General features: G+C 69.0%; 21 protein-coding genes. 14 read left to right on the top strand and 7 right to left on the bottom strand.

Translation table 11 applies throughout. The features are described from left to right. The first annotated feature begins 187 nt into the window (after positions 1-187). Together AB0H42_RS20360 and AB0H42_RS20355 are read left to right on the top strand one after the other, a co-directional pair. Positions 188-1,348 (top strand): acyl-CoA dehydrogenase family protein, encoded by a 1,161-nt coding sequence (locus AB0H42_RS20360; protein WP_357058108.1) that lies wholly within the window; start codon positions 188-190, stop codon positions 1,346-1,348. Next, positions 1,345-2,142, top strand: a complete 798-nt coding sequence (locus AB0H42_RS20355) for an SDR family oxidoreductase (RefSeq protein WP_357057906.1) — start codon at positions 1,345-1,347, stop codon at positions 2,140-2,142. The genes AB0H42_RS20360 and AB0H42_RS20355 overlap by 4 nt, the downstream gene beginning before the upstream one ends. Before the next feature lie 159 nt (positions 2,143-2,301). Here AB0H42_RS20355 and AB0H42_RS20350 read toward each other — a convergent pair whose 3' ends face one another. Continuing rightward, complete coding sequence (locus AB0H42_RS20350; RefSeq protein ID WP_357057904.1) at positions 2,302-2,808, bottom strand: nitroreductase family deazaflavin-dependent oxidoreductase; 507 nt, start codon at positions 2,806-2,808, stop codon at positions 2,302-2,304. Positions 2,809-3,159: 351 nt separating this feature from the next. On the opposite strand from AB0H42_RS20350, the gene AB0H42_RS20345 reads away from it, so the two are divergent. Next, positions 3,160-3,720 carry a TetR/AcrR family transcriptional regulator gene (locus AB0H42_RS20345; RefSeq protein ID WP_357058106.1) on the top strand — a complete coding sequence of 187 codons (561 nt, stop codon included), beginning with the start codon at positions 3,160-3,162 and terminating at the stop codon, positions 3,718-3,720. Between the two features lie 43 nt (positions 3,721-3,763). Continuing rightward, on the top strand, positions 3,764-4,918 hold the full coding sequence (locus AB0H42_RS20340) for an acetyl-CoA C-acetyltransferase (protein ID WP_357058104.1): 1,155 nt from the start codon (positions 3,764-3,766) through the stop codon (positions 4,916-4,918). A 39-nt stretch (positions 4,919-4,957) separates the two neighbouring features. Here the strand turns inward: AB0H42_RS20340 and AB0H42_RS20335 are convergent, their stop codons facing one another. Continuing rightward, positions 4,958-6,178, bottom strand: coding sequence for a cytochrome P450 (locus AB0H42_RS20335; RefSeq protein WP_357057902.1), 1,221 nt, complete (start codon positions 6,176-6,178; stop codon positions 4,958-4,960). A gap of 167 nt (positions 6,179-6,345) precedes the next feature. On the opposite strand from AB0H42_RS20335, the gene AB0H42_RS20330 reads away from it, so the two are divergent. The 4 genes from AB0H42_RS20330 (at position 6,346) to AB0H42_RS20315 (ending at position 9,685) form a co-directional block, all read left to right on the top strand. After that, a complete protein-coding gene (locus AB0H42_RS20330; protein WP_357057900.1) occupies positions 6,346-6,894 on the top strand; it encodes a helix-turn-helix domain-containing protein in 549 nt (182 codons plus the stop codon). A 19-nt stretch (positions 6,895-6,913) separates the two neighbouring features. Continuing rightward, the gene (locus AB0H42_RS20325; RefSeq protein WP_357057898.1) at positions 6,914-7,384 is read left to right on the top strand and encodes a MarR family transcriptional regulator; all 471 of its coding nucleotides are present in this window, start codon (positions 6,914-6,916) and stop codon (positions 7,382-7,384) included. Then, positions 7,381-8,847 carry an MFS transporter gene (locus tag AB0H42_RS20320; protein WP_357057896.1) on the top strand — a complete coding sequence of 489 codons (1,467 nt, stop codon included), beginning with the start codon at positions 7,381-7,383 and terminating at the stop codon, positions 8,845-8,847. Before AB0H42_RS20325 ends, AB0H42_RS20320 begins: the two co-directional genes overlap by 4 nt. A 94-nt stretch (positions 8,848-8,941) precedes the next feature. Then, on the top strand, positions 8,942-9,685 hold the full coding sequence (locus AB0H42_RS20315; RefSeq protein ID WP_357057894.1) for a DUF427 domain-containing protein: 744 nt from the start codon (positions 8,942-8,944) through the stop codon (positions 9,683-9,685). A 16-nt stretch (positions 9,686-9,701) separates the two neighbouring features. On the opposite strand, the gene AB0H42_RS20310 is transcribed toward AB0H42_RS20315, so the two are convergent. Continuing rightward, positions 9,702-10,067, bottom strand: coding sequence for a helix-turn-helix domain-containing protein (locus tag AB0H42_RS20310; RefSeq protein WP_357057892.1), 366 nt, complete (start codon positions 10,065-10,067; stop codon positions 9,702-9,704). A gap of 53 nt (positions 10,068-10,120) precedes the next feature. Here AB0H42_RS20310 and AB0H42_RS20305 point away from each other — a divergent pair, with 53 nt between their 5' ends. Then, positions 10,121-10,861: an antibiotic biosynthesis monooxygenase gene (locus AB0H42_RS20305; RefSeq protein ID WP_357057890.1), complete on the top strand. Its 741-nt coding sequence runs from the start codon at positions 10,121-10,123 to the stop codon at positions 10,859-10,861. 361 nt (positions 10,862-11,222) lie between these two features. Here AB0H42_RS20305 and AB0H42_RS20300 read toward each other — a convergent pair whose 3' ends face one another. Genes AB0H42_RS20300 through AB0H42_RS20285 form a run of 4 tightly spaced genes read right to left on the bottom strand, consistent with a single transcriptional unit; the run spans position 11,223 to position 14,716 of the window. Continuing rightward, positions 11,223-12,305 (bottom strand): nitronate monooxygenase, encoded by a 1,083-nt coding sequence (locus AB0H42_RS20300; protein ID WP_357057888.1) that lies wholly within the window; start codon positions 12,303-12,305, stop codon positions 11,223-11,225. Further along, positions 12,302-13,060, bottom strand: coding sequence for a CoA-transferase (locus tag AB0H42_RS20295; protein WP_357057886.1), 759 nt, complete (start codon positions 13,058-13,060; stop codon positions 12,302-12,304). The genes AB0H42_RS20300 and AB0H42_RS20295 overlap by 4 nt, the downstream gene beginning before the upstream one ends. Further along, positions 13,057-13,935, bottom strand: coding sequence for a CoA-transferase (locus AB0H42_RS20290; protein WP_357058102.1), 879 nt, complete (start codon positions 13,933-13,935; stop codon positions 13,057-13,059). Before AB0H42_RS20290 ends, AB0H42_RS20295 begins: the two co-directional genes overlap by 4 nt. A gap of 16 nt (positions 13,936-13,951) precedes the next feature. Beyond that, complete coding sequence (locus tag AB0H42_RS20285) at positions 13,952-14,716, bottom strand: enoyl-CoA hydratase family protein (protein ID WP_357057884.1); 765 nt, start codon at positions 14,714-14,716, stop codon at positions 13,952-13,954. Between the two features lie 65 nt (positions 14,717-14,781). Between AB0H42_RS20285 and AB0H42_RS20280 the strand changes: the two genes are divergently transcribed. The 5 genes from AB0H42_RS20280 (at position 14,782) to AB0H42_RS20260 (ending at position 19,671) form a co-directional block, all read left to right on the top strand. After that, a complete protein-coding gene (locus AB0H42_RS20280) occupies positions 14,782-15,579 on the top strand; it encodes an SDR family oxidoreductase (protein ID WP_357057882.1) in 798 nt (265 codons plus the stop codon). A 43-nt stretch (positions 15,580-15,622) separates the two neighbouring features. Continuing rightward, complete coding sequence (locus AB0H42_RS20275) at positions 15,623-16,534, top strand: SDR family oxidoreductase (protein WP_357057880.1); 912 nt, start codon at positions 15,623-15,625, stop codon at positions 16,532-16,534. A gap of 485 nt (positions 16,535-17,019) precedes the next feature. Beyond that, the gene (locus tag AB0H42_RS20270) at positions 17,020-18,135 is read left to right on the top strand and encodes a hypothetical protein (RefSeq protein WP_357057878.1); all 1,116 of its coding nucleotides are present in this window, start codon (positions 17,020-17,022) and stop codon (positions 18,133-18,135) included. Positions 18,136-18,139: 4 nt separating this feature from the next. Then, complete coding sequence (locus AB0H42_RS20265) at positions 18,140-18,652, top strand: ImmA/IrrE family metallo-endopeptidase (protein WP_357057876.1); 513 nt, start codon at positions 18,140-18,142, stop codon at positions 18,650-18,652. Then, positions 18,649-19,671 carry a hypothetical protein gene (locus AB0H42_RS20260; protein WP_357057874.1) on the top strand — a complete coding sequence of 341 codons (1,023 nt, stop codon included), beginning with the start codon at positions 18,649-18,651 and terminating at the stop codon, positions 19,669-19,671. The genes AB0H42_RS20265 and AB0H42_RS20260 overlap by 4 nt, the downstream gene beginning before the upstream one ends. Positions 19,672-19,894 lie beyond the last annotated feature (223 nt).

Genomic DNA, 19,894 nt, shown 5'->3' with positions numbered 1-19,894 from the left:
CCTCGATGTCGTGCGGCCGTGGGCGGGTGCGCGGTCTGCGAGTTGCGGTCTACAAAGCAAGTGCTTGGTAGGTTATCCTACCGGCGTGGGTGCTATCCAGACCTCAGAATCCGGTACCGGTCGCGACGGCGGGCGGCAATCGGCCGAACACGCCGCCGGGGCGCGGTCGACGGCCGAACGGACCAGCGTGGCCGCCCTGAGCGCCGGCGAATTCGCCGAGCAGGTGCGGAGCTGGCTCGCCGAGCAGCTCAGCGGGGAATTCCGGGCACTGCGCGGGCTCGGCGGACCCGGCCGCGAACACGAGGCCTTCGACGAACGGCTGGAATGGGACCGCGCGCTGGCGGCCGCGGGCTGGACCTGCCTGGGCTGGCCGGTGGAATACGGCGGGCGCGCCGCGAGTGTCGCGCAGCAGATCATCTTTCACGAGGAGTACGCGAAGGCGAACGCGCCCGCGCGGGTCTCGCACGTGGGTGAGGAACTACTCGGCCCCACCCTGCTGGCCTTCGGGACCGACGCCCAGCGCGACCGCTTCCTGCCGGGAATCCGCACCGTCACCGAACTGTGGTGCCAGGGCTACTCGGAACCGGGCGCCGGCTCCGATCTCGCCGCCGTCTCGACCTCCGCCCGCCTCGACGGCGACCAATGGTCGATCAACGGGCAGAAGATCTGGACCTCGCTGGCGCATGTGGCCGACTGGTGCTTCGCGGTCTGCCGCACCGAACCGGGTTCGAAACGCCACAAAGGGCTTTCGTACCTGCTGGTGCCGATGGATCAGCCCGGTATCGAGGTCCGGCCGATCGTGCAGCTCACCGGCACCTCCGAGTTCAACGAGGTGTTCTTCGACAACGCGCGCACCGATGCCGACCTGGTCGTGGGCGAACCGGGCGACGGCTGGCGGGTCGCGATGGGCACGCTGAACGTCGAACGCGGTATCTCCACGCTCGGCCAGCAGATCCGCTTCGCCCGGGAACTCGCGGCGATCGAGAACCTGGCCCGCGAGTCCGGCGCCCTCGACGATCCACTGCTGGCGGACAAGATAGATCGTGCCTGGGTGGGGCTGCGGGTGCTGCGCGCCCACGCGCTGCGCACCATGGCCGAGACCGCCGGCGACGGCGGCCAGGCCTCGGTGGGCAAACTGCTCTGGGCCAATTGGCATCGTGGGCTCGGCGAACTCGCCATGGCGGTGCGCGGCGCCGCCGGACTCGTCGCCGCGGACGGTGATCTCGACGAATGGCAGCGGCTGTATCTGTTCACCCGCGCCGACACGATCTACGGAGGTTCGAACGAAGTGCAGCGCAACATCATCTCCGAGCGGGTGCTCGGTCTCCCTCGTGAGGCCCGGCAGTGAGCGGGCCGCTGTCGGCCGCGCCCCCGCAGACCCCGGCGCACGGGCTGCTCACCGGCCGCCGGGCCGTGGTCACCGCGGCCGCCGGTACCGGGATCGGGTCCGCGACGGCTCGCCGGCTGCTCGCCGAAGGCGCCGATGTGGTGGTCTCGGATTGGCACGAACGGCGGCTGGAGGCCACGCGTGCCGAACTGTCCGCGGAGTTCACCGGCCGCAAGGTCGCCGCGATCGCCTGTGATGTCACCAGCACCGGGCAGGTCGACGAACTGGTCCGTGGGGCGGCCGTGGCGCTGGGCGGCGTCGATATCCTCGTCAACAACGCCGGCCTCGGCGGTGAGACGCCGGTGGTCGATATGACCGACGAACAGTGGGACCGCGTCCTCGACATCACCCTCAACGGCACCTTCCGCTGCACCCGGGCCGCGCTGAACTACTTCCGCGACGCGAAACACGGCGGCGTGATCGTCAACAACGCGAGCGTGCTCGGTTGGCGGGCCCAGTACGGTCAGGCGCACTACGCCGCCGCGAAGGCCGGTGTGATGGCGCTGACCAGGTGCAGCGCGGTCGAGGCGGCCGAGCTGGGCGTCCGGATCAACGCGGTGTCGCCGAGCATCGCCCGGCATGCGTTCCTGGACAAGACCAGCTCCAGCGAACTGCTCGACCGGCTCTCCGAGCGCGAGGCCTTCGGCCGGGCGGCCGAACCGTGGGAGGTCGCGGCCACCATCGCGATGCTCGCCAGCGACTACACCACCTACCTCACCGGCGAGGTGGTCTCGATCAGCAGCCAGCGCGCCTGAGGAGAACCCGTGCGTACGGTGCCGCCCGAGGCCACTTCGGGGTCGGCCGATGATCGCGCCGGCGCCGGTCGGGGACTCGTGCGCCGGGTTCGGTACTGCCGGAGGCGGTGCTGTGCCCGCAGTGGGTTCGCGTGCCCGACGGAGTGCGGGAGAAGCGGGTCAGGCGCGGGTGAGCGCGAAGATACGCAGTTCGCGGTCGGTGCGGTGCCGGTAGGCGGTGTAGGCGCCGGTGATCTCGACGAAACGCTGGAAAATCGTTTCCGCCGCCGCGCCCTCGACCCGGGTGGCGGTGACCGGAATGCGTTCTCCCGCGATGGCCACGGTCGCGCTGGGCTCGGCGAGGAGGTTGGCGGTCCAGGCCGGGTGGCGGGCGCCACCGAAGTTGCTGCCGATGACGTAGAGGGTGGCACCGTCGTGCACGCACAGCAGCGGCTGGGTGCGCGGCTGTCCCGATCGGCGACCCGTGGTGGTCAACAGGATCACCGGTGCCCCGATCGGCCCGAGCGCGGTGTAGCGGGCGCCGGTGCGTTCGAGTACCCGGCGGTCCAGTGGGGTGAGGGCCCGGACCAGCCGGGAGCCGAACTTCGTGCCGGCGAACCTGTCTGCCACGCGGGCCAGCGGACTCTCGGGGGAACCCCACTGTCGCTGCGGGAACGGCGTCGTCATCCGGCGAATATACCGACGGGACCGGCGCGCCCTCCGGTATGTGCCGGGCCCGGGCCCGCTGCCGCACGTCTCGCAGCGATCGGCGGTTCTCCGATTCGGTTGCCGGAATTCGGTATGCGGCGGAACCGGTTCCGGATATCGGCCGTCCAAATAAACGGAAGCAGTGCGGGATTCGTATCTCTTCCGCGACGCGGGCCCGAGGGGTCCGGCTCCGACAGGGAGGGGGGAGCCGGAAACCTCGGGCCCGCCGGTCACCCACCGCCCGTGGACCAAGCAAATGCTTGGTTGTATCATGGCGGGGTGACCGCACCCGACCCCTCGAAATCGGCCCGGCGAACCGAACTACTCGATATGGCGGCAGAACTGTTCGCCGAACGGGGCGTGCGTGCCACCACGGTGCGTGATATCGCCGACGCGGCGGGCATCCTCTCCGGCAGTCTGTACCACCACTTCTCCTCGAAAGAGGGGATGGTGGACGAGATCCTGCGCGGATTCCTCGACGAACTGTTCGGACGCTACCGCGAGATCGTCGCCGCCGGGCTGAATTCGCGTGCCACGCTGGAAGCCCTGGTGCTGGCCTCCTACGAGGCCTTCGACCGATCCCATGCGGCGGTCGCCATCTACCAGTCCGAGGCCAAACGCCTGCGGGCCGCCGAACGTTTCGCCTACATCGACGACTACAACCGTGAATTCCGCGAGCTCTGGCGCCGCGTCCTCACCAGCGGCGTCGCCGACGGCAGCTTCCGCCCCGAACTCGATATCGACCTTGCCTACCGCTTCCTGCGCGACACGGTCTGGGTCGCGGTCCGCTGGTACCAGCCCGGCGGTGGGTCGATCACCGTCGACACGCTCGCCAAGCAGTACCTCACCATCGTGCTCGACGGGCTCACCGTGCCGGGCCACACCGATTAGGAGAAACTCCATGGCAACAGCTGCCCGCCGCCCCTACGCACCGTTGCGTGAGGCGTATGTGATCGATGCGGTGCGCACCCCGGTCGGGAAGCGCGGTGGCGCGCTGGCGGAGGTCCATCCGGCCGATCTCGGCGCGGCCGCGTTGCAGGGCCTGCTCGGCCGCAATTCGATCGACCCCGCCCGGGTCGACGATGTGATCGTCGGCTGTGTGGACAATGTCGGTCCACAGGCCGGCAATATCGGCCGGACGATGTGGCTGACCGCCGGATATCCGGAAGAGGTCCCCGGCGTCACCGTGGACCGGCAGTGCGGGTCCAGCCAGCAGGCCATCAACTTCGGCGCCCAGGCCATCATGAGCGGTACCGCCGAGGTCATCGTGGCCGGCGGGGTGCAGAACATGAGCGCTATCCCGATCTCCGCGGCCATGATCGCCGGTAAGGAGTACGGCTTCGATTCGCCGTTCGTCGGCGCCAAGGGCTGGGATCACCGCTACGGCACCGGCGAGGTGTCGCAGTTCCGCGGCGCGCAGTTGATCGCCGAGAAGTGGGGAATCACCCGCGAGGATATGGAGCAGTGGGCGTTGCGCAGCCACGAGCGCGCCCGCGCCGCCATCAAGGCGGGCCGGTTCGACAAAGAGATCGTGCCGGTGGGGGATTTCTGGATCGACCAGGGTCCGCGCGAGACCAGCCTGGAGAAGATGGCCTCGCTGCCCGCGCTGGAAGAGGGCAGCCCGCTGACCGCCGCGGTCGCCTCGCAGATCTCCGACGGCGCCAGCGCCGCCCTGCTCGCCTCGGAGTGGGCGGTCGAGGAATACGGTCTCACCCCGCGCGCCCGCATCATCCACGTCAGCGCGCGCGGCGCCGACCCGCTGTACATGCTCACCGCGCCCATCCCCGCCACCCGGTGGGCGCTGGAGAAGACCGGCCTGACCATCGACGATATCGACGTGATCGAGATCAACGAGGCCTTCGCCCCCGTGGTGCTGGCCTGGTTGAAGGAGACCGGCGCCGACCCGGAGAAGGTGAACGTGAACGGCGGCGCGATCGCACTGGGTCATCCCCTCGGCGCAACCGGCGCGAAACTCTTCGCCACCCTGCTGAACGAACTGGAGCGGATCAACGGCCGCTACGGCCTGCTCACCATCTGCGAGGGCGGTGGCACCGCCAACGCCACCATCATCGAGCGGCTCGACCGCTGACGAGGGGGTGGCGGCAAGGCCGCCACCCCCTCGGCTCTGTCAGTGGACCCGGACCGGCACGTTGGCCCACCCGGCGACATTGGTGACCGTCGCCCGGCGCAGACCTGCCCGGTCCACGGTGTACTCGGGCATCACGTCGAGCAGTGCATCCAGTGCGATCCGGCCTTCCAATCGGGCCAGTGCGGCACCCAGGCAACTGTGGATGCCGTAACCGAAGCCCAGGTTGTGCCCGGAATGCGGCCGGTCGATATCGAAGCTGCCGGCGTCGGGGAACGCCTGCTCGTCGCGCGTGGCCGAGGCGAGCAGCATCAGCACGTAGCTACCCTGCGGAATGGTCCGGTCGTGCAGCCGTACCTCGGTGCGGGTGTAGCGCAGGTCGTACTGCACGGGCCCGTCGTAACGCAGCACTTCTTCGAATGCCGCGGGAATCTTGGACCGATCGGCGCGCAGGGCTCGCCACTGCTCCGGGTGGTCGGCGAACAGGACGGCCGCGATGCCGACGAGCTTGGCGACGGTTTCGGCGCCCGCGCCGCCCAGCAGAGAGATGAAACCGGCGATCTCGATATCGGTCAGCGCGGTCTTCGTCCCGTCACCGCGGTCGACCTCGGCCGCGATCAAATGGCTGATCATGTCGTCGCGTGGGCGGGCCCGTCGCTCGAGGATCAGTTCGAAGTAGTACCGCCCGGCTTCCCGGATCGCCTCCGCCGCTTCGGGCCGCATCCCGGTTTCCCCGGGCCGGCGTTCCAGCGGGAGTGCGTGTAATTCGCGCAGGCGGGCCCGGTCCGGTGCCGGGACGCCGAGCATGGAGCTGATCACCTCGATCGGGAAATGGTTCGAGAAGTCCGCCACCACATCGAATTCGCCGCGGGGCAGCCGTTCGACGTATGTCGCGATGATGTCCCGGACCATGGGTTCCAGCGCCGCTATCGCGCGCGGGGTGAACACCTTGCGCACGAGGTTGCGCATCCTGGTGTGCTCGGGCGGGTCCATCATGATGATCATCGGCACGGACGGTTTCGGATGGCCGGGGTCCAGGACCATGTCCAGGGTGATGCCCTCGGCCGAGGAGAAGGTTTCGAAGTTCTTCATCCCGGCCGCCACGTCGGGGTAGCGCGAGAGTGACCAGAGGCCGTATCCGGGATTGAAGTGGACCGGGGCCTGCGCGCGTAGGCGGCGGTAGATTTCGTGCGGGTCGGAGAAGAATTCGTCGGAGAACGGGTCGAAGACGATCCCGTCGCCGGATACACAGGTGTCCGTCATCGGACTCACCTCGATACAGCTGGAGCTGGATGGAATGTGCCGCGCAGAGCCGTCCGTACGATTCGGTGGTGGCCGCTCGGGTTCACCAGCTGAAACGGGCTATCAGACCAGTTCTGGCGGTACTCGATAGAGTGTTACATAACTTACAAAAAGTGTAAAGGATGTAAATGCCGTCTTCGGATGCCAACTCGAACGGGCCGACCCGGGAGCGAATCCTGCGCGCGACCTTCGAGGTGCTGAGCCGCCACGGCCACAGCAAGCTGAACCTGTCCGATGTCGCGGCGGCGGCCAAGGTCTCCCGGCCGACGCTGTACCGGTTCTTCTCCTCGAAGAACGAACTGCTCGCCGCCTTCGGGCGCTACGAACAGCAGAACACGCAGGATGCCTTCGCGGCCGCGACCGAGGGGCTCGCCGGTGCCGCCCGGCTGGACGCGGCGCTGCGATACATGGTCGATCATCAGGAGTCGTATTCGCTGGGCCGGCTGGTCGATGTGGAACCGGACCATGTGCTGGCCGAACTCGCCCGCGTCATGCCGATCATGCGTGCGCTCATCCGGCCGATGGTCGAGGGTGCCGACGCCGATATCGTCGCCGCGGCGATCATCCGGCTGGCGGCCTGTCACTACGTGGTCCGGGGGGACGACCGGGCGACCTTCCTCGCGCAGCTGCGGCATGTGGCGGGTATCCCATCGGGTGGCCTGGAAATAGATAGTTAGCCTATGTAATAATATCTGGGTGCCGCCGGACCCGATGACCGATGTGGACGACACCGTCGTCGATCTACTGGTCACCGCGGGTCGGCTCACACGCGCGGCGGGAATGCTCAGCGCCGACGACCTGCCGCGCGCCACCGTGCGCGCACTGGCAGTGCTCGAGGAACACGGTTCGCTGCGGGTCAGCGAATTCGCTCGAATCGATCGCACGTCGCAACCCACGGCGACCGCGCTCATCGCCCGCCTGGTGCGGGAGGGATACGCCTCCCGGCACCGCGACCCGGACGATTCGCGCGCGGTCGTCGTCCAACTCACATCGGCCGGGCGTGCCCGGCTCGCCGCCACCCGCGCCTCCATGCGTGCGGCGCTGTCCGGCCCGCTACCCGGCTTCGACGCCGAACGCCTGACCGGACTCGCAGCCGATCTGGGGGAGCTGCTGGCGGCGATCCGGGAATCGGCCGGGCACCACCCGCAATCGAGGAAGGACCGATGAGCACCAGGACCAGGACGGCCACCGAGCCGGACAGTACGAGCGCGTCAGGCCCGGAGGCGGTAGCGCAGCGTGACCACGCAGGGCCCGCGCTCGTACTCGATCGACACAGTACGAGCGCGTCAGGCCCGGAGGCGGTAGCGCAGCGTGACCACGCAGGGCCCGCGCTCGTACTCGATCGACACAGTACGAGCGCGTCAGGCCCGGAGGCGGTAGCGCAGCGTGACCACGCAGGGCCCGCGCTCGTACTCGATCGGCACAGCACATCGACCGGGCAGCCGAAGGCGGTCTGGGCCGTCGCCTTCGCCAGCGTTATCGCGTTCATGGGCATCGGCCTGGTCGATCCGATTCTCAAACCCATCGGTGAACAGCTGCACGCGTCGCCGTCGCAGGTATCGCTGCTGTTCACCAGCTATATGCTCGTCACCGGCGTGGCCATGCTGGTCACGGGCGTGGTCTCCAGCCGGTTCGGCGCGAAGAAGACGCTGCTCGCCGGCCTCGCGCTGATCATCGTCTTCGCGTCTCTCGCCGGTATGTCGGGGACGGTCGGCCAGATCGTCGGCTTCCGCGCGGGCTGGGGGCTCGGCAACGCCCTGTTCATCGCGACCGCGCTGGCCACCATTGTCGGCGCCGCGAGCGGCGGGGTCGCGCGCGCGATCATCCTCTACGAGGCCGCGCTGGGCATCGGTATCGCCACCGGGCCGCTGCTGGGCGGGGTGCTCGGCGGAATCAGCTGGCGCGGGCCGTTCTTCGGGGTGTCCGTGCTGATGGCCGTCGCCTTCATCGCGATCGTCGTGCTGCTGCCCGAGGGGCCGAAAGCCGCGACACCGACTTCGCTGACCGCGCCGTTCAAGGCGCTGCGCCACCGCGGCCTGCTGGTCGTGAGCATTACGGCCCTGCTGTACAACTTCGGTTTCTTCACCCTGCTCGCCTACACCCCGTTCCCGCTGGACATGGGCACCTACGCGATCGGCTTCATCTTCTGCGGCTGGGGCATCCTGCTCGCCGTGGCCTCGGTGTTCTTCGCGCCCAAGCTGCAGCACCGTTTCGGCACGCTGCCGATGATCGCGGTGGCGGTCGGGCTCTTCGCCGCGGATCTGGCGGTGATGGCGTTGTTCGCCGAGCACAAGCCGGTGCTGATCGCCGGTGTCGTCCTCGCGGGCCTTTTCCTCGGTGTGAACAACACGCTGATCACCGAGGCCGTGATGATCTCCGCTCCGGTGGAACGCTCGACCGCGTCGGCGGCCTACAGCTTCGTCCGCTTCGCGGGCGGTGCCGCCGCACCGTGGCTGGCGGGCAAGCTCGGGGAGACCAGCGTTTCGCTGCCGTTCTGGGTGGGCGCGGTCTGCACCGCCGCCGGTGTGGTGGTGCTGCTGGCCGGCCGCTCGGCACTGGCCCATATCGACGACCACGACCCCGCCCCGCACAGTGTGGAGGAGGCGCAGGCGGTCACGGTCGGTGACTGACCTCCACAAGAGGTCTTTCGCGGGCCCCGCCGACAGGCGGGGCCCGCTTTTTCGTGACCACCCGGACAATCTGCCCGGCGTAGGGTCGGGGAGTATGACCGAAGCACAGCCAGACGAGGTCCGGGTCGAGACGATCCAGAAGCGCGTGCGGGTCTACCTCGGCGGACATCTGGTCGCCGATACCATCCGCCCCGCGCTGGTCTGGGAGAATCCGTATTACCCGGCCTACTACATTCCGGTCGGCGATCTGCGCGCGAAACTCGAGTTCGACGGCAGCACGCGCACCTCTCCCCGCCTCGGGGAGGCGACCGGTTACCACGTCGTCGTGGACGGCACCACGGCCGCCGGCGCCGCCCTGCGCTACGCGGATCCGCCGTTGCACGATCTGGTGCGGTTGGACTGGGACGCGATGGACGAATGGTTCGAGGAGGATGAGCCGATCTACGTCCACCCGCGGAACCCGTACTCGCGCGTGGACATCTTGGCCAGTTCCCGGCATGTCCGGGTGGAACTCGACGGTGTGACCGTGGCCGAATCGCGGTCCCCGCGGATCCTGTTCGAAACCGGGCTCCCCGCTCGCTTCTACCTGCCGCTCACCGATATCAGGATGGACCTGCTGCGGCCGTCGGACACCCACACCGGCTGCCCGTACAAGGGCAACGCCGACTACTGGAACATCCGCGTCGGCGAGACCGAGCATCCGGATCTGGTGTGGATCTACCGGACCCCTACCCCGGAGAGCCAGAAGATCGCGGGGCTGGCCTGCTTCTACAACGAGAAGGTCGATATCTATATCGACGGTGAGTTGCAGGAGCGGCCGCGGAGTCCGTTCGGCTGAGGGAACCGGCGGGCGGCTACGTCGCGATTCCGCCGGAATCCTCGCGTGGGGAGCCGATCTCGATACCGTCCCGAGTCGCCAGGGTCCCACCCCAGGCGTAGAGCGCCTGCAGGACCGGCCGCAGTCCGGGATCGATCAGCCGATAGGTCACGGTGCGGACCGGACCCTCGTGCACCGTCCGCTCGATCAGGCGGGCGGCCTCGAGTTCGCGCAGCCGCTGGGTCAGCATCTTCTCGGTGATCTCGGGAACGAGCCGGCGCAGTTCGCCGTAGCGCCGCGGCCGCTCCTTCAGATAGCCGAGGATCACGACCGCCCACTTGCCGCCGAGGGTGTCCATCGCCAGTTCGACCTGGCAGGAGTAGAAGGTCCGCCGCACGCTCACGCACCACAAAGTACGTTCTTGTGCCGCTGTTCCCGAAGTGGTCGACTTCATCCATGATCACCGAGTACATCCGGTACCGCGTTCCCGAGCCGGCCGCGTTCGAGGATGCCTATCGCCGCGCTGCGGTGTCGCTGCAGTTCTCGCCGTACTGCCGAACCTACGATCTGGATCGGTGCGTCGACGACCCGGAGGTCTATATCCTCCGGCTCACCTGGACCTCGGCGAGCGATCATCTGGAGAAGTTCCGCGCCAGCGCGCACTTCCGGGAGTTCTTCGCCGAAATCAAGGATTACGTCACCGGTATCGAGGAGATGCGGCACTACGAGCCGGTCGCGTTGGTGCCGTCGCTGTACGACTGGGCGGGCGGCGCGGAAGCGTTCGGGAAGCTCTTCGACACCTTCTACGACCGGGTTCCCGAGGATCCGGTACTCGGCCCGGTTTTCGAGGGGATGCACCCCGACCACGCGAAGCATGTAGCCGCCTGGCTGGGCGAGGTTTTCGGCGGACCCGCCGTCTACTCGGAGCGGCACGGCGGTCACCAGCACATGATCTCCCGCCACCGGGGACGGGCCTTGACCGAGGAGCAGCGGCAGCGCTGGGTGAGCCTCCTGGTCGATACCGCCGACCGGGTCGGCCTGCCCGCCGACGCCGAGTTCCGGGCGGCTTTCGTGGGATATCTGGAATGGGGAACCCGGATGGCGCTGCTGTTCTCCGGGCCGGATGCGCCGGCGAGCGGCAGCGAACCCACACCCACATGGGGCTGGGGTGAGGTACGTCCCTGGCCGCGGGATTGAGCCCGTACCCGGATCGCTGGGGTACACGCGCGCACGGCGCGCCTCGCGGCACACCGCCCCCACCGCCACTGCGGTGATCGGTGATGCCGCACAGTTCCGGCCGGTGTGGATGCCCGGCGAGTCCACCCATCGGGTCGATACGGCAGCAATGCGCTCGGCGAAGACACAGTGACCGCCTCACCTGAACCGTCCTGGCCGATATGGGCACGGCCGCGGGCTGTCGTCATCGCGGCGCTGCACCGATGCCACCGGCGGCTGCGGGCGCCGGGCCGCGGCCACGGTTGCCGCCGGGTCGGCAAAGCGCGTCCGATATGAAAAGGGCCCGTCCACCGGCGGTGGACGGGCCCGGGAGCCGGATGCCTCAGCTCTTCGATTCAGTGCTCTGGGGCAGTTCGGCGAGGGTTCCGATCCGGGCGACCGCGTCCGTGACGATACGGTCGATCAACTCCTGGCAGGTCGGCAGATCCTCCAGGATGCCGCTCACCTGGCCCGCCGCCAGCACCCCGGCTTCGGTATTGCCCTCCACCAGCCCGGCGCGCAACAGCATCGGGGTGTTGGCGGCCATGATCACCTGGGACCAGGTGAGGTCCTTGGCCTTGCGCATGGCGAGACCGTCGCGGACCAGCGTGGACCATTTCATCCCGGTCATGCTCTTGAACCGGGCGGCATTGCCCACGGCGGCCGTGAGGCCACGGACTCGCCCCGAATTCTCCAGCTTCTGTACGAGTTCGGTGTTGAGCACCCGGTGCGGCATACCGTCGACCTTGGTGGACACCACTGTTTCGCCCAGTTGGCGGCGCAGGTACTCCTGCTTCACCGAATCCGGGACGCTGCTCTCCTGCGTGAGCAGGAAGCGGGTGCCCATCGCGACTCCGGCGGCACCGTAGGCGAGGGCGGCGGCGAGGCCGCGTCCGTCGAAGAAGCCACCGGCCGCGACCACCGGGATATCGACCGCGTCCAGAACCGACGGCAGCAGCAGCGTGGTGGCCACCGGGCCGGTGTGCCCGCCGCCCTCACCACCCTGGACGACCACGGCGTCCGCGCCCCAGGAGGCGACCTTCACCGCGTGCTTGGCGGCGCCGATCGACGGAACCACTACCACACCCGCGTCTTTCAGCTTGGCGATGAGGTCCTTCTTCGGCGCCAGAGCGAACGACGCGACCTTGACGTTCTCGCGGATGAGCAGGTCGATCCGCTCCGGCGCGTCCGAGGCGTCGGCGCGGATGTTCACGCCGAACGGTTTATCGGTCTGCGCCTTGGTTTTGGCGATGGCCGTTTCCAGCTCGTCGTAGGTCATGGTGGCCGAGGCCAGAATGCCCAGCCCGCCGGCATTGGAGGTGGCCGAGACCAGGCTCGGGCCCGCCACCCAGCCCATACCGGTCTGCACGACGGGATGTTCGATCCCGACCAGTTCGGTCAGCGGGGTCCGCAGCCGGGGAGTCACTGCGGAACCTCCCGGTCGCGGATCTTCTTCGGATCCAAGACCTCGCGGATGATCCGCAGTTCCTCGGTGGTGGGCAGGCGGGACTCTTCGGCCGTGCCCAGGTCGGCGATCTCGAACGAGGTGTTCTCCGCGACCTCACCGGCGGTGACCCCGGGGTGCAGGCTCAGCGCGCGCATCGTGTGGTCCGGGCCGTCGAAATCGAAAACGCCCAGATTACTGACCACCCGGTGGATGTGATGGAAGCGGAACGCGGGGTTGTCCGGGTCGACCTTGTCGTAGCCGACACCCGCGACGATATCCACCTTCTCGCCGAACACCCGCTTGTTATGCCGTCCGACCCAGTAGCTGGTGGGGTGGTTGATGGTGTTGCCGGGTGCGCCGCGGACGCCGAACATCTGCCGGGTCGGCTGCTGCAGCGGGCCGAAGGCCGAGAGGTTCTGGTTGCCGTAGCGGTCGATCTGGTTGGCGCCCATGACCACATGGCGGCGGCCCGAGGCCAGCACATCGAAGACCTTGCGGAACGGGATCCAGCCCTCCACCGGCGCCTTACCGCCGATCGGCGGGGTTTCGGCGAGGAAGAACGCCTCGCCGTCGGAGATCAGCAGATCGGGTTCGAAAGTGAGTTTCGCCAGCCGCGCGCCCAGCTGCGCCATCGGCGACATGGGACTGGCGAAGATTTCCCCGGCGCCGCGGAAGATCTCGGCACAGGCGACCGCGCACACTTCGGCGCGGGTGATGGTTTCGGTGCTGGTCACCGCTCCTCCTTGAATCGCGCGACGGCGGCCTGGTAGTCGGCTTCGGAACCGCTGAGGTAGGTGTCGACGAAGGTCTGCCAGGTCTCCGGTGACCCGGCGGCCTCGACATAGTGCCGCTGGAACTTCTCGTCCCGGCCGTAGCTCTCACCACCCAGGGTGAAATGCGCGCCGTTCGGTGCCTCGACCACCGCGTCCACCATCATGCGGTTGAGCAGGAGCGCCTGCTGGGGAACGGTTTTCACCAGCTCCTCGGTCTCCACGACGCGTTCCACCGAAAGGTAGCGCTTCTCGGCGGCCAGGCAGAACAGATCGTCCATATAGGGGTCCACGCCCTGGTAGGCGGCATTACCGTGCGCGTCGCCGATGTTCAGGTGCACCAGCGCGGCGTCGAGGGTCAGGGCCGGCATGGCGATCAGGGTTTCCGGACGGCCGTCCGGGCCCGGGTACGGCGAGGTCACGGTCCGGAGTTCGCCGTCCCAGAAGTTCGGCACATCCGACCCCAGGCCGGCGCGGATCGGCAGGAACGGCAGTCGCGCCGCGGCCGCCTCCAGCCCGCACTTGAGCATGCCCTCGTCCATCTCGCGGGCGACGAGCTGCCCGGCGGTGCGGGCCTTCGCGAACCAGGGGTCGTAGAACGGCGCCGAGTCGAGGGAGACGAAACCGTAGTAGGCCTTCCGGACCTTCCCGGCCGAGAGCAGCAACCCCAGATCCGGGCCCCCGTAGGTGACCACCGTCAGGTCGGTGACATCGGACCGCAACAGGGCGCGTACCAGGGCCATCGGCTTACGCCGGGAACCCCAGCCGCCGATGCCGATGGTCATCCCGCTGCGCAATTCGCCGACGATCTCGTCCAGCGTTTTCCGCTTGTCTCGCATGGTCTTCCGTTCCATATCAGTTCTTGTCCTTCTGGGCCGCCAGGTCTTCGTCGAAGCGTTCGCGGATCTCGTCGGAGGCTCCGGAAAGGTTCAGTTCGAAGGTGAACCCCTGTTCGAAGCGGTAGCTGCGGTGCACGTCCTGCAGGTCGATGCCGTTGAGGGCGCGTTTGGCGGCCCGGATGACCCGGCCGTCCTTGGCCGCGATGTCCTTGGCGACCTCGAGCGCGGCGGCGTCGAGTTCCGTCCGGGGAACCACCTTGAATACGGAGCCGAAATGGTGCAGCTGCTGGGCGGTGGCGGTGCTCGCGGTGAAGAAGAGCGCGCGCATGAGGTGCTGGGGGACCAGCCGGGCGAGGTGGGTGGCGGCACCGAGCGCACCGCGGTCGACCTCGGGCAGGCCGAAAGTCGCGTCCTCGGAGGCGATGATGATGTCGGAGTTGCCGACCAGGCCGATCCCGCCGCCCAGGCAGAAGCCCTGGACCGCGGTGACCACCGGGACCGGGCAGTCGTAGACCGCGCCGAATGCCTCGAAGCATCCGTGGTTGGCGTCGATGAGCGCCTGATGCCCGGGTTTGCGCTGGATCTCCTTGATATCCACGCCCGCGTTGAAGCCGCGGTTCTCGGCGCGCAGCACCACCACGCGGGTCTGCGGGTCGCGCCCGGCGGCGCGGATCTCCTCGGCGAGGGCGAACCAGCCGTCCGAGGGTATGGCGTTGACCGGCGGATAGTCGACCGTGACCACGGCGATACCGGCGGATTCCGAATGGCGCTTGATCCCCATCGCGTATCCCATCTCGCATCTCGAGCATCTTGGCTAAGCAAGCAATTGCTTGGTAGGTTAACACGGTGGCCCTCGAAATCGACCTGTCCGATCGCGTCGTTCTGGTAACCGGCGGCGTCCGCGGCGTCGGCGCCGGGATCAGCCGCGTCCTGCTCTCCGCCGGGGCGACCGTGGTGGCGTGTGCCCGCCGTCCCGGCGATACTCCGGTCGAGGTGGACGGGCGGGAGATCGACTTCCTGCCGTGCGATGTCCGCGACCCGGCAGCCGTGGCGGAGCTGATCGCCGAGATCGTCCGGCGGCACGGGCGGCTGGATCACGCGGTGAACAATGCCGGTGGTGCCCCCTATGCCCTGGCGCAGGACGCCAGCCCCAAATTCCACACCAAGATCATCGAGTTGAACCTGCTCTCCGCCCTGCACGTTGCCCAGGCGGCACATGCGGTGATCAGCAGGCAGGAAGACGGCGGCTCGATCGTCAATATCTCCAGCCTCAGCGGCCACCGGCCCTCCCCGGGCACGGCCGCCTACGGGGCGGCCAAGGCGGGAGTCGACGCCCTCACGGTCTCCCTCGCCGCGGAATGGGCCCCGAAGGTCCGGATCAACTCACTGGTGGTCGGCGCGGTGGAAACCGAACTGAGCGCGCTGCACTACGGTGACGCCGACGGAGTGGCCGCCGTCGGGCAGACCATCCCGATGGGGCGGCTGGCCCGGCCCGAGGATGTCGGCAACGGCGTGGCCTTCCTGCTCTCCCCGCTGGCCGGATACATCTCCGGGGCGACCCTGCAGATCCACGGGGGCGGCGAACCCCCGGCCTTCCTCTCGGTCGCGACCGCCACCCACCCCGGTGCCGCGGCGAAGGCCTGACCTCAGCTCGAACAGATATCGACCATCGACGATAGGAACGGACATGGCAACCGAGGGCATCTGCGCCGGACGGATCGTGATCATCACCGGTGCCGGCCGGGGTATCGGCCGGGCGCACGCCCTGGCCTTCGCCGCCGAGGGAGCGAAGGTCGTGGTGAACGATCTCGGCTCGACCCTCAGCGGTGAGTCGACCGCGGAAACCCCCGCCGAGCAGGTGGTCTCGGAGATCCGCGCGGCCGGAGGCGTTGCCGTGGCCAACGGCGACGACGTGGCGAGCTGGGCGGGCGCCCAGCGGCTCATCCAACAGGCCGTGGACGACTTCGGCGGCTTGGACGTCCTGGTCAACAATGCCGGATTCGTCCGCGACCGGATGCTGGTCAATCTCGCCGAGGACGAATGGGATTCGGTGGTCCGCGTCCACCTCAAGGGTCATTTCGCCACCATGCGGCACGCGGCCGCGTACTGGCGCGCGGAATCCAAGGCGGGTCGTCCCGTGGACGCCCGGATCATCAACACCAGCTCCGGCGCCGGCCTGCAGGGCAGTGTCGGCCAGGGGAACTACGGCGCCGCCAAGGCGGGTATCGCCGGCCTCACTCTGACCGCCGCGGCCGAATTCGGGCGGTACGGCGTCACGGTGAACGCGATCGCCCCCTCGGCACGCACCCGGATGACCGCAACCGTTTTCGCCGACATGATGGCCGCACCCGAGGACGGGTTCGACGCCATGGCGCCGGAGAACATCTCACCGATCGTGGTGTGGCTGGGCAGCCCGGAATCGGCCGGTGTCACCGGCCGGATGTTCGAGGTCGAGGGCGGTCGCCTCGCCTTGGCCGAGGGCTGGCGCCACGGGGTGCCGGTCGACCGCGGCGCGCGGTGGAATCCGGCCGAACTCGGCACCGTGGTCTCGGAGCTGATCGCGAAAGGCGCGACCCCGGAACCCGTTTACGGCGCGTAGAGATTCGCCACTGTTCGAACGGGTCCGTCCCGTCGTCGGCCGGCGACGGGACGGACCCGTCGCCGTAGGAATATCCGGCTGCCCAGCTACTGCACCCAGCACCGGGTGGTTGTGATCTATTCCATGCTCTCCGGGGCACTGTCCGCTGTGTACTCGGCCTCCGAGCAGCGGATAGCCGGGACCGGTCGCTCGGTGTCGCCACTTCGTCATGCACCGGTGAGTGTGCTGGTTTACCATGGGCAACCATCTGTTCGTTCTACCCGGAAGGCGTCATCGCCGGGCGAACCCGCACTATCGATCGAGGGGTTGACTGGCGCATGGCCGTGGGTCGCATCAAGCGATTGCTTGCAGTAGCCGGAGCGGCCGGATGCCTGGGACTGGTCGGGGGGCCGACACTCGCTCAAGCGAATCCGGGCCGGGGACCGGTGACCGATCAGGGCCCCTCCGGCAGTGGAGGTGACGGCCTCGTCCCGCCACTCCCGGGCGTGCATCCTCCCGAGGGCGGCCCACTCGTCATACCGGGCAGCGAACCGGAGTCGGGCGCCGCCACCGGAGAGCGGGTTCCGGCCGAAACGGGCGCACCCACCGGTCTCGGAACGGGCAGTAGTGCGCCGGATTCCGATACCGGTAGTAGCGGCGCGGATTCCGGTGACGTCGCGCAATGGCAGCCCCTGGGCATCCCCGGCCGGGTCCAGGAGCCGGAGCCGGTCGACACCGCCGAGCCCGCGCCGGTCGCTGCCCCGCGACCGGATCCGGTGCCGGTTGCCGAACCGCTCGGCCCGGTGGGGCTGGGCACCGCTCTGGGTACCATCCTGGCCACCGGCTCGGCCGCCACCGGCTCGGCCGCCGCCGGCTCGGCCGCCGCCGGCTCGGCCGCCGCCGGCTCGGCCGCCGCCGCGCCCTTGCGGGGCACCGGCTCCGCCGCACTCGGTGCCGGATCGGCAGTCCTCGGAACAGGTTCGGCCGCAGTGGGTTCGGCCGGTCTCGGGGTGGGTGCGACCGGGTCCGCCGCACTGGGCACCGGTTCGGCAGCTCTCGGTACCGGTTCGGCCGGTGTGGGTTCGGCCGGAGCCGGGATACTCGGCACCGGTTCGGCCGGTGTGGGTTCGGCTGCCGTGGGTTCCGCGGCCACGGGGTCCGCTGCCGCCGGTTCGGCGGCCACCGGTTCCGCCGCGCTGGGTTCGGCCGGTGTGGGTTCCGCGGCCCCGCTGCTGCTCCTGCTGCTTCCGGTGCCCCCGGTTCCGGCACCCCCGGCCGGGCCGCCACTGGCATTACCGGCGCCCGGCGGCGGTGCGGGGGCCGGTGCTCCGGCGATCGGTGTGGCCGCTCCGGCGCCCGCGGTCGCGCCGCCCACCGCTTCCGCTGCGCCCGCTTCCGGTGAATCCGCGCCGTCGGTCGCCGCCGCGCCACCGAATCATGCGGTGCGCCCGGCGAACGCCGCGGGTCTGCTGCCCGAACCCAAGGTCCTGTCGGTGATCGGCGGGCTGATCGCCTTGGCCATCGCCGGCGGCGGTTCGGCCGTGATGAGCTATCACAGCGCCGCCCAGGCGCAGGCGCGGGTCGACGCCGCGCGGGCCGAATTCTTCGGAACAGGTGCGTGATCCGATGACGCAGAATCGGACACAGAGGGCCCGGGCCTATCGGCGGGTCGCCGCCGCGGTCGACGCGGTGTGCGCGATCGCCGCCGATGCCGACGCCACCACACTCGAGGAAGTGGTGGACGCGGTGGCCGCCGAGCGGGGCCGCCCGATCGAAATCGCCGACGCCGAACTCGGTCCCGGGGTCTGCGGCCAGCGTCGCTACTACCCGGCCAAGGACATCATCGTGCTCGCCAGTGCGCTGCCGAGCCGGGACCATACACTGGCCCACGAGCTGGGGCATATCGTCTTCGATCACGAGGGCGCCCCGGCCCCCGAGGTGACACTGGAGGTGAGCGACGAGCTCATCGCCTACATGCTGAGTCAGCGCGCCCATCAGACCGCACTCGAGGACGGCGAGGACGATCGGTCCGAGTGGGAGGCCGAAACTTTCGCCGCCATGCTGATGACGCGGCTGCGCGTGTTCAACAGCCGGGGCGCGGGCGTCTCGGTCCTTCGATTCGATGAGGCTCTGGGATGACGTTCTGGTCGACCGCCCTGATCGTCTGGGTCGCCGCGGGCGCGCGAGTGGGACGGGTACTCGTCAAACCCGCGACCACCGCGCGGGTGGCGATAGTGGTGGCCGTTTCGGCGGTCGCGCTGGCCTGTACCGGCGCGGTGCCCGATGTGGCATTGGCCGTCGACAATCTACTGCCCGGCGGATTGCCGGCGGGCCGGCTGTCGGAAGGGCTGGTGGTCTCCGCCTGGCTGCTCTTCGCCGCCGCGACCTCGGTGGTCGCCTCGGCGGCCTGGCCTGTGGTCTCGCGCCGTAATCTGCGCCAGATCGCCGGAGGCATATACGGAACCGCGCTCTTCGTCGTCGCCGGCACCCTCGGCGCATCGTTTACCGCGGGTTGGGCGGTCACCGCGGCGGCCGGTGTCTTCATCGTGGTGACCGGTCTGCGCAACCTGAGCTGGACCGCGCTCGGCCGGGGTATCACCAGCTACGTGACCGGGACCGCGCTGGTGGTCGCGCTGGCCGTCGGGCAAGTGCGGCGGGGGCTCACCGGAGCTACCCGTTCCGGGCCGGGCGAGCCGGCCTGGGCCTGGCCGTTCTGGCAGCTGGCCGCAGTGCTCGTCGCCTTCGGCGCGGTGTGGATCGTGGTGGAGATGTGGGTGCGGGCACGGTGGCTGTTGCGCCGGGTACAGACGTTGCACAAAGTCCTGGTCGAACGCTTTCCGGAGGTGGTCCAGGAGGAGACCGGGACGTCGACCCAGCTCGAGGCGTCGGATCGGGTCGCGCAGATCATGGATGCGCTGTATCTGCAGTCGGGCGGTGGTGTCGAGATTGCGGCCGCCGGGGAACCTCCCGCCGCGGTGTCCGCCCGCGCGGAACGGGTGGCGCAGTGGGCCCGGAATCCGCTGGGCCGGGCCGTGGTGGACTGCCGCTGGATCGCACCGCCGGAGGGCATCAGCCCGCGCGGATGGGTGCAGGCGATCGCCGCGGCTTTCGAAGCGCAGGCGGAACCGATCGAGCGCCCAGCAGTCACGGTTACGTAGTTGCCCGAGGTATGCGGTACGCCCGTTACGTCACTGTGATTATCCCCCGCGGGGCCCAGTAATCGTGCCGAGCGGTCGGTCTGTATTTTTCCGTGCCGCAGAACTTCAGGCGCACCGCGAGCTTCGCCGAAGGAATTTTTCCCGTCCACGGGAACATCGCGCGGGGATTTCCACGGCACAGGCGTCGGCGCGGTCACGCAACCGACGCCGACCTCGACGATCT

The sequence above is a fragment of the Nocardia sp. NPDC050799 genome, assembly GCF_040654015.1.
Lineage (GTDB): Bacteria > Actinomycetota > Actinomycetes > Mycobacteriales > Mycobacteriaceae > Nocardia.
The sequence above is the reverse complement of the archived record's forward strand: the minus strand, read 5'-3'. Positions and strand labels throughout refer to the sequence as shown.